Raw genomic sequence first — 8,714 nt, 5'->3', positions numbered from 1 at the left:
GCTTTCGGCCAGAAGCTGCCGTTCACTACTCATGAGTCGGTTGAGCTGGCTTCGAACTCTGGACGACCGATCATTGAGTCGTTTACTCACGAAAAGATTTAAAGACTTACCGCCACGGAGTTACAGTACCGTAAGCGCGCCCTGGTAAAGCACCGGACCTGTCGGCTGTCCTGTCGGCGATCCGCCATCGGGTTCAAGACTGACGGCCAAAGTGCTTGACTCACCCATGAGAGCTTTCTGCGCGCTGGCCAACTTAATCTCCCCATCTCCACCTGGCGGTATCACCCCAAGGGACACGGGTTTGCCACTTAGCGGAATAAGCCACATTTGCAGGCTACGACCCTTTTCAACTTTCGCTAACGCCTGCGGTTTGATTCTCAGGTAGTCCTCTCGCGTTTCAATGCTCATCCAAGACTGTGCGTCAGCGCTATACAACGTGGCACCGTAGCGTACATCGTCACGGCTGTAGATAACGCTTAGCGATACTGCTGCTACGAGTGAACATGCTGCGATCGTCATTCGGAGCCAGTTCCAGAGAGGCCGTTTCATAGGCAGCTGCATTGTTTGCGGATCTATGCGAGCCGTAACTTTGCGCCAAACACGATCCGGTACAGGTTGTTCAGGCAGAGCCTCAGTGAGGCTCATGAGGCATTCCTGCCATTGCGCAAGTTCCGCGCGAAGTTCCGAGTCTTTTAGTAAAAGTTGCTCAAAGCGCCGGCGTGCGGTGTGCGGCATCAACCCGATGGCATAGTCGGCGGCAAGTGCGCGACGCATACTTGGAGTTTGGTAGTTCATGACTCAAGGCACCTGCGCAGATGCTCCATGCCCCGGCGTATCCAAGACTTCACCGACCCTAGCGGTGCTGAAAGGTGTTCGGCCAACTCTGAACAGGAGAGTCCCCCAAAGTAGGCAATGGTGATCGACTGGCGTTGCATCCCTTCTAGCTTATCCAGGCACCGATGTAATGTGCTGGCCTCACGGGAACTGTTCAGTTGCTCATGTGCCGAGGGGCTGTCATCGACCAACATCTGCGCGTCGAGATCATTCAGCGGACGGTCGCGATATTTTCGCAATTGGTCGATGGCCTGGTTTCGCGTTATGCTGATCATCCAGGTCATCGGCGCGGACAGGTGGGATTGGTAGCGTGAAGCATTGTTCCAAATGCGCACAAAACTTTCCTGCAGCACCTCTTCAGCGAGATCCGAACGTCCCATGAGCCGCAAAGCCACGCCGTGCAAGCGCGGACTCACGCTACGATACAGCGTTTCAAATGCGCGTCGATCACCCAGGGAGCACTGGGCTAAAAGGTGTTTGAGTTGGTCGATGTCGGCGATTGGAATAGCCTTTCTCCAAACGATTAAGTCGTGAGGTGCTAAATGTCGATTGCAGCCAGAGGTTAGCCCACAGCGCGCTGTTGTTCCATTCACGGGTGGGCTCCTCGGAAAACTCGCCAATCCTGCGGATGGCGACCGGCGATGTCAGTCAACTTTTCGGCATCAGCACCTTATCGATGACCTGTATCACACCGTTCGACTGGTACACGTCATAGGTGGTGATGTCGGCGACGTTACCCTTCTCGTCTTTGATGGTGATGTTGTGCGGGCCATTCATCATTGCCCACAGCTTGCCTCCTGAGACAGTGGTAAGTTCGGCCTTACCGCCACCGGCCTTGATCTTTTCGGCAAGGGTGGCCATGTCCAGTTTGCCGCTCACAACGTGGTAAGTGAGGATCTTGCTAAGGGTTGCCTTGTTTTCCGGCTTCAGCAACGTATCGACGGTTCCGGCGGGCAAAGCAGTAAAGGCTGAATTGACCGGTGCGAACACGGTAAAGGGACCTTTGCCCTTGAGAGTGTCGACTAGACCGGCAGCTTTGACAGCGGCGACCAGGGTCGTGTGATCTGCGGAATTTACTGCGTTATCAACGATGTCCTTGCTCGGCAACATGCTTTGCCCGCCTACCATTACGCTGTCGTGGCTCATCGTCGCTGCCTGTGCCGCGTTGAACGCTAAGCCGCTACCTGCCGCCAAGGTCAGGAGGCCGACTATCAATGGCGTTTTGATCGAAATGCTTTTCATCGCGATGATCCTTTATGAGGAGATTCGGCCAGGAAGGTCTGTCCGTGTTTGATATACGTGGCGGCGTTCGGAATGGATGCAGTACCTCAGTTTTTTTGTGATCTGGAAATTACGCGATCCAGTGACCACTGCTTCTTAAGCAAGGTGGCCATATTCCAGCTAGAAGGTGTTTTTTGTGCACGGCTGCTTTTGGCCGAAAGCTGCAGCTCAAGGACGACCGCTTTCGGCCCAGAGTGTGTAAAAACGCTTCGTCAAAATTGAAGTGTGCGCGTCTACGTTAAATCTGAAATTTATCGGCACGTCTGCAGATGTGGATTTCACGTAGAAACGCGATTTCCAGTCCGGTTTTGAGCACCTGACGTGCTCAAAACCGTTTTTACACAGTCTCGGCCAAAAGCGGACAGTTACGCAGGGTTAGCAGCCCTTCCTGGAAACTTGAAGGCGTCTATGAAAATAGGGGCGATTCAATCAGCCATCCAGACCGTTGGAAAAATCCTCCTAATGCTCACATATCAAGAGCGGACTGGTACTTTGCTATTGCAGAAAAAACCTTTAAACGAGCTCGGTGCAATAGCACTCTTACGTTAGTCAGCGATATCCCAAGAAGCGTAGAAATTTCGTTTAGATCCAACCCAGAGCGCTCCCTCAATATCAATACGCTCCTCTGCAATTGCGGTAGAGTCTCGAGAGCAATGTTGATGCGAGCATATAGCTCGGATTCGCTCAGAAGCGCTTCAGGGCTATCTTCATGCGATATCACGGAAGGAGTGTAGGAATAATCACCTACGACTAAAACGCCTCCTCCCTCAATCCACGAGGTACATGGAATACAATTCGACTCACTTCGCCGAGCTTTATATCGGCACTTCGCCGTATTGGACGTGACGGCCATCATCCAGGTTCTTAAGCTAGATCGTCTCTGAAATTTGCCTATGCCTTTCACAATCGCTAGCCATGCCTCTTGCACTACGTCATCTGCATGGTGCCGCCCCACGATTCCATAAGCTATGGCCTTCATGGCTCCCTGATGCGTGCACACCAAATCACGATATGCGTCTTGTTCTCCGCGCAATAGGCGGTCCAAAAAATGAGCGTCATCCTTGGCGTTCATGGCAGTACCTAACTGTGGTCGTATCATGATCGTAGCTGTCCTTGGCAGAGATGACGGTTCGGATCATGAAATACCTAACCGCTCATCGCACTGCACCGCTTGCTAATCTCGAATACTCATCGCACTCGAGCCCTCAAGAGCACATACGGATCAACCCATTCACTAGATGCACAGCGAAGATAATTAAATGTGGAAGGAGTGAAGCGCCGCTACTTTTCAAGACGCATGCGGCTGGCAGCTGCTGGCCGATCTCTGCCTAAGCCCACCGTCAGCTTTGGGTCGTGTAGCGACGGTATCCCTCCCGCCGCCAGCATAGGCAGAAACCGGCCAAAAGCAGCTGCTCATAGGTGTCTAGGAAACTAGGGACCATTCACTTCACCTTTCGACGACTTGCTTCAAGTTTTCAGCTTTGGGTCGATAGCCTTTTGAGTATCTCAACAATCATTGGAAAGCAGGAACGTTGTATGCGCCTCAGAAACCTCAATTTAGCTCCACGAGCTGCCCTGTTTTTCGCTTCAATCATCGTTCTTGTTTTTGTACTCGGCGTATTCGCAGTCCTGCAAATGGGCAAGCTTAGGGATGCCGAAAAAGACGTTGAGCTCAATTGGATGGCCAGTATCCGACAAACGGCTTTGATGGACAAAGCGACACTTCGCCTGAGGCTTGAGACCCAGCGAGCCATTGCCGATCCTCAATCCATTCAAAAGAACATTGAGAGCTTCGCCGGCTATCGCAAGGCGTTCACCGATGCGGTGGCAAACTATGATCCTCTGATAGCGAGTGATAAAGAGCGCTCGTTTTACACACCGGTAAAAAACAGCGCCGATGCATATTCCAAACAACTGGATATTCTCGAACCATTTATGAGGCAAGGTGACATCGCCACAGCGGTCAATCTGGTGAGTACAGGCATTCGCCCGCTCACGAATACAATGGAGCAGCAAATTAAAGACTTGACCGACTTTAACAACGAAGGCGCAGCGCAGGCTGGGCAAACCGCGAGCGATCTCTATAGCAATGGTTTTTGGCTTGTTATCGGGCTTATAACGGGCGTGGTCATTTTGACGGCTGGGTTGGCTTTAGTGCTCACGAAAAGTATTACCTCTCCGATTAACGATGCCCTGTCTGTGGCAGAGCGTATCGCGGCTAGTGATCTCTCCAAGGAGGTATTGGTCAGCGGTACTGATGAGGCTGGGAGACTGTTGAAAGCTCTGGCGCAGATGCAGGCAAACCTGCGTGCCACAATTATGCAGATATCCGATTCTTCCACCCAGTTGGCCTCAGCTTCGGAGGAAATGACGGTGGTTACTGAAGAGTCAAGCCGGGGCCTTGTTTCCCAGAACGATGAAGTCAATCAGGCTGCAACAGCGGTCACAGAAATGAGTGCGGCAGTTGATGAGGTCGCTCGCAACGCGGAGTCAGCTTCCGAAGAGTCAAAGCGTACCCAGGGTTACACTGAGGTAGGTTTGGCGCGGGTGGCTCAGACGTTAAAGTCAATTCAAAAGCTGAACGGTAACGTCGAAAACACAAGCCAACAGATTCAAGGGTTGTCAGATCGTGCCCAAAGCATCACTAAAGTTGTCGAGGTGATTCGGGCAATTGCAGAGCAAACCAACCTGTTGGCGTTAAACGCCGCTATCGAGGCCGCGCGAGCTGGCGAGCAAGGTCGTGGGTTTGCAGTGGTCGCTGATGAAGTAAGGGCATTAGCCCACCGCACCCAAGTGTCGACTCAGGAAATTGAGCAGATGATTGCTGCTATTCAGAGTGATTCCGACCTAGCCGTGAAGGCGATGAATACAAGCAGAGACCTGGCCACCGAATCTCTTGGTGTCGCCCAAGAGGCCAGTACCTCACTGGATCAAATATCAACGGGCATTATTCAAATTAACGAACGCAACCTAATGATCGCGACAGCCTCTGAAGAGCAATCTCACGTCGCTAGGGAAGTTGATCGAAACCTGATCAGCATACGTGAACTTACAATACAGAGTGCTGCTGGAGCCGCGCAAACAGCGAGTGCGTGTGGTGAGATGTCAAAGCTAGCGGTTAACCTGAATCAGTTAGTTAACCGATTTGTTGTGTGACAAAGGCTTTTTGGGGGCGCTGATGGCTAGCTTCAGACTAGCCACTCAATGACAGGTTGAGTAGCCTAATTGATGCAATCGTCGCAACACCAGGCAGTTCCTATAAACCAAACTTCCGCCTTTGGCCGACTGCTGCCCTTCGCGGAAGGCAGCTTAGGATCGCATACGACCGCAGGGAAGCCAGCTAAACGATCCGTCCGATGATGGATTGGACGTAGTCCTCCCCAAAACCGCCACTAGCCCTGCTTTCGAGGCATTGAGCGGCTGTTCTCGTAGCAATTTCTAAGCAAGCACCAATTTACCAGGCCGCTGCTATGCTTAGACCATTTAGGGCAAGGTGACACACATGGCAGGGGAATACTCACTCCCAGATTTGCTTGAACGAATGTACGAGAATCGTATCCGTCCGGCGAAGTCATCTACCCAGCCCCGCAAGGCCACGGCATGGTGTGCACTTAAATTTGAGTGGACACCAGGTCTAGCCTTTTAAGCGGGTATTTCATGCAGCCACAACGCCGTTCCTACTCCAAGTCCTTCAAGGCCCAAGTCATTCAAGAGTGCGCCCAGCCCGGCGCTTCGATTGCCAGCATTGCGCTCAGCCATAGCCTCAACGCGAACCTCGTCCACAAATGGATTCGGCTGCACGCGCAGAAAAGCACGGCGCTGCAACCTGCATTCATTCCGGTACCCATGCAGCTGGCCGAAGTGAATTCGCAAGCTGCGTCGCCGAATATCTGTGTCGAAATCCAGCACCCACGCGGTACCGTCAAAGTGAGTTGGCCTACTGAAAGTGCTGTTGCTTGTGCGACCTTTCTTCGAGACTTGCTGCGATGATTCGCATCGACTCCATCTGGCTCGCCACCGAGCCGATGGACATGCGCGCTGGTACCGAGACTGCATTGGCCAGAGTGATTGCGGTGTTTGGTGCGGCGCAGCCGCACTGTGCTTATCTGTTCGCCAACCGCCGCGCTAATCGGATGAAAGTTCTGGTGCATGACGGGTTTGGCATTTGGCTTGCTGCTCGCCGGTTGAACCAAGGCAAGTTCCACTGGCCAGGCATTCGCCATAGCTGTGAAATAGAGTTGGATACCAAGCAACTCCAGGCTTTGGTATTGGGCTTGCCATGGCAACGCGCGGGCTCCGGCGCCGCAATCACACGGCTTTAACGGCTACCATTAGCCTATCGCTCTATCGCCGTGAATTGCCTGCTCTGGCAAAATCGGCACCATGACCTTGCCCAATCTCGACCACCTGAATCCTGAACAACTGCGCGCTTTGGCGGCGCAGTTGATACAGCGTGTCGAGACACTCGACCAGCAAGTCGAGACGATGGGCAAGACGGTCGAAACAATGGGTAAGAAGATCAACCGCGATCAAACGGTGATCGAGAAGCTGACCCATGAGATTGCACAGCTCAAGCGATTCAAGTTTGCCAAGCGTAGCGAGCAGATGAGTCCGCAGCAGGCCAGCTTGCTGGACGATTTGATCGATACCGATATCGCGGCGATTGAGGCTGAGCTTCAAGCATTGCAAACCGCGCCATCGTTGACCGAGAAAAAGCAGAAGCCCAAGCGCACTGCATTGCCGGCTGAGTTTCCACGCACGTTGATCCATCACGAACCGGACAATACTCACTGCCCATGTGGCTGCGTACTGAAACGCATCGGTGAAGACGTCAGCGAGAAACTGGACTACACGCCAGGCGTGTTTACCGTCGAGCGCCATGTCCGTGGCAAGTGGGTCTGCGATGACTGCGAAACGCTGATCCAGGCGCCGGTTCCGGCGCAAGTCATCGACAAGGGCATCCCGACCGCCGGGCTACTTGCCCACGTCATGATCGCCAAGTTTGCTGACCATTTGCCTCTTTACCGTCAGGAATTGATTTTCGGTCGTGCCGGCTTGGCGATTCCACGTTCAACTTTGGCTCAATGGGTTGGCATGACGGGCGTGCAGTTGCAGCCTCTGGTAGATGCGCTGCGCGACGTAGTGCTCGGGCAGCAAGTTATCCATGCCGACGAAACGCCGGTGCAGATGCTGGCTCCGGGCACAAAGAAAACCCACCGCTCTTATGTGTGGGCCTACGCCACCAGTCAGTTCTGCGAAACAGCGGCTGTTGTCTACGACTTCAGCTCCAGCCGCGCTGGGGAGCATGCTCGCAACTTCCTGCAAGACTGGAAGGGCAAGCTGGTGTGTGATGATTTTGGTGGCTACAAGGCTAGCTTCGAACTGGGCGTGACCGAGATCGGCTGCATGGCCCATGCACGGCGCAAGTTCTTCGAACTGCACACCACCAACAAGAGCACGCTTGCTGAGCAAGCCCTGCGCTACATCCAGTCGCTGTATGAAATCGAGAGCGAAGTGCGCGACCTGGAGCCGGATTTGCGGCGCCGAATACGGCAAGAAAAAGCCGTCCCGTTGATGGATATGCTGCACGCCTGGATGATCGCCCAGCGCGATCTCGTGCCTGAAGGCTCAGCCATCAGCAGAGCGCTGGATTACAGCCTGAAACGCTGGGCAGCGCTGTCGCGCTACCTCGGTGACGGGGCCGTACCCATAGACAATAATTGGGCGGAGAACCAAATCCGACCATGGGCTCTTGGACGCAAGAATTGGCTCTTCGCAGGGTCGCTACGCAGCGGCAAGCGGGCGGCGGCGATCATGAGCTTGATCCAGTCTGCGCGGCTGAATGGTCATGATCCATACGCCTATCTAAAGGATGTTCTCACGCGCCTGCCGACGCAGCGGGCGAATGAGATTACCGACCTACTGCCGCACAGGTGGATGCCCATCTAACGGTGCAACCTCTGACGGGGCACAGTATCAAGATCTGCCTAGTCGCCCAAATTAACGGAATTACCGTTAATCCGGACATAATAATTATCGAATTCACCGCTTTCGACGAACACGAAGCCATGGCGAGTGTAAAAACGATTTGAAGCGCTTTCCTTGAGAGCACCAACCTTGATGGGACGCCCGATCTCATCAGCCTCTCTGAAAATCTGAGTAAGAACTTCAGAGCCGATTCCTGCTCCTTGAGCACCGGGTATCACATACAAATGGTCAAGCAGAAGCTCGCTCTGATGGTCTTTGATAACGACAAAACCGACCAGATCGCCTGATACTTCTATGCGGCGTGTGCTGTTAGCGTCGAACCCACCAAGAAATCGTTCGCGCGCACGATCTGGGTTAAATCGTCCAAGCCGTTCAAGGCTCTCGCGCATGGCCTCAATCCTGATGGCTACCAGATCTTCCAGGTCGTTATTGGAAGCTGCGCATAAAACGACAGCGGAGTTTTGATCAGCGGAGGCTGGCATAACAAGCACCCTAAACATGGCCGGTCAGTCATTATAGAGAACAGAATCCGCATAACCACTACTGCCTCGGTTCAATGGAGGCGATGGCTCCATATCAGCTTCAGGGGGATGTGTTCGCCGGACGCATAC

General features: G+C 53.5%; 9 protein-coding genes. 4 read left to right on the top strand and 5 right to left on the bottom strand.

The window, feature by feature from the left end; genetic code table 11:
* Window positions 1-120: 120 nt before the first annotated feature.
* From BFP93_RS07060 to BFP93_RS27145, 4 genes are all read right to left on the bottom strand, one after another.
* Window positions 121-795, bottom strand: a complete 675-nt coding sequence (locus BFP93_RS07060; RefSeq protein WP_012724508.1) for an anti-sigma factor — start codon at window positions 793-795, stop codon at window positions 121-123.
* Window positions 792-1,427 carry a sigma-70 family RNA polymerase sigma factor gene (locus BFP93_RS07055; protein WP_043205415.1) on the bottom strand — a complete coding sequence of 212 codons (636 nt, stop codon included), beginning with the start codon at window positions 1,425-1,427 and terminating at the stop codon, window positions 792-794. The genes BFP93_RS07060 and BFP93_RS07055 overlap by 4 nt, the downstream gene beginning before the upstream one ends.
* Before the next feature lie 55 nt (window positions 1,428-1,482).
* Entirely contained in the window at window positions 1,483-2,076 is a 594-nt protein-coding gene (locus BFP93_RS07050; RefSeq protein ID WP_065892571.1) for a fasciclin domain-containing protein, read from the bottom strand.
* Between the two features lie 505 nt (window positions 2,077-2,581).
* Window positions 2,582-3,187: an RNA polymerase sigma factor gene (locus BFP93_RS27145; protein ID WP_083203145.1), complete on the bottom strand. Its 606-nt coding sequence runs from the start codon at window positions 3,185-3,187 to the stop codon at window positions 2,582-2,584.
* A gap of 464 nt (window positions 3,188-3,651) precedes the next feature.
* Here BFP93_RS27145 and BFP93_RS07045 point away from each other — a divergent pair, with 464 nt between their 5' ends.
* The 4 genes from BFP93_RS07045 to BFP93_RS07030 all read left to right on the top strand — a co-directional run bounded on the left by BFP93_RS07045 (window position 3,652) and on the right by BFP93_RS07030 (window position 8,064).
* Complete coding sequence (locus BFP93_RS07045) at window positions 3,652-5,271, top strand: methyl-accepting chemotaxis protein (protein WP_065892570.1); 1,620 nt, start codon at window positions 3,652-3,654, stop codon at window positions 5,269-5,271.
* A gap of 501 nt (window positions 5,272-5,772) precedes the next feature.
* Window positions 5,773-6,105: an IS66-like element accessory protein TnpA gene (locus BFP93_RS07040; RefSeq protein WP_065892569.1), complete on the top strand. Its 333-nt coding sequence runs from the start codon at window positions 5,773-5,775 to the stop codon at window positions 6,103-6,105.
* A complete protein-coding gene (gene tnpB / locus BFP93_RS29155; RefSeq protein ID WP_065892568.1) occupies window positions 6,102-6,437 on the top strand; it encodes an IS66 family insertion sequence element accessory protein TnpB in 336 nt (111 codons plus the stop codon). Before BFP93_RS07040 ends, tnpB begins: the two co-directional genes overlap by 4 nt.
* Window positions 6,438-6,498: 61 nt before the next feature.
* Window positions 6,499-8,064 carry an IS66 family transposase gene (locus BFP93_RS07030; RefSeq protein WP_065892567.1) on the top strand — a complete coding sequence of 522 codons (1,566 nt, stop codon included), beginning with the start codon at window positions 6,499-6,501 and terminating at the stop codon, window positions 8,062-8,064.
* A gap of 38 nt (window positions 8,065-8,102) precedes the next feature.
* Here BFP93_RS07030 and BFP93_RS07025 read toward each other — a convergent pair whose 3' ends face one another.
* On the bottom strand, window positions 8,103-8,585 hold the full coding sequence (locus BFP93_RS07025) for a GNAT family N-acetyltransferase (RefSeq protein ID WP_065892572.1): 483 nt from the start codon (window positions 8,583-8,585) through the stop codon (window positions 8,103-8,105).
* Window positions 8,586-8,714: the final 129 nt, after the last annotated feature.

It is taken from the genome of Pseudomonas sp. 44 R 15 (assembly GCF_900004965.1).
GTDB lineage: Bacteria > Pseudomonadota > Gammaproteobacteria > Pseudomonadales > Pseudomonadaceae > Aquipseudomonas > Aquipseudomonas orientalis_A.
This window is presented reverse-complemented; position numbering and strand designations above follow the sequence as displayed.

Excerpts from the sequence above, each read along its gene's own strand:
- BFP93_RS07025 (WP_065892572.1), bottom strand. The coding sequence starts at position 8,585 with ATGCCAGCCTCCGCTGATCAAAACTCCGCTGTCGTTTTATGCGCAGCT.
- BFP93_RS07050 (WP_065892571.1), bottom strand. The coding sequence starts at position 2,076 with ATGAAAAGCATTTCGATCAAAACGCCATTGATAGTCGGCCTCCTGACC.
- BFP93_RS07030 (WP_065892567.1), top strand. The coding sequence starts at position 6,499 with ATGACCTTGCCCAATCTCGACCACCTGAATCCTGAACAACTGCGCGCT.
- tnpB (WP_065892568.1), top strand. The coding sequence starts at position 6,102 with ATGATTCGCATCGACTCCATCTGGCTCGCCACCGAGCCGATGGACATG.
- BFP93_RS27145 (WP_083203145.1), bottom strand. The coding sequence starts at position 3,187 with ATGAACGCCAAGGATGACGCTCATTTTTTGGACCGCCTATTGCGCGGA.
- BFP93_RS07045 (WP_065892570.1), top strand. The coding sequence starts at position 3,652 with ATGCGCCTCAGAAACCTCAATTTAGCTCCACGAGCTGCCCTGTTTTTC.
- BFP93_RS07040 (WP_065892569.1), top strand. The coding sequence starts at position 5,773 with ATGCAGCCACAACGCCGTTCCTACTCCAAGTCCTTCAAGGCCCAAGTC.
- BFP93_RS07060 (WP_012724508.1), bottom strand. The coding sequence starts at position 795 with ATGAACTACCAAACTCCAAGTATGCGTCGCGCACTTGCCGCCGACTAT.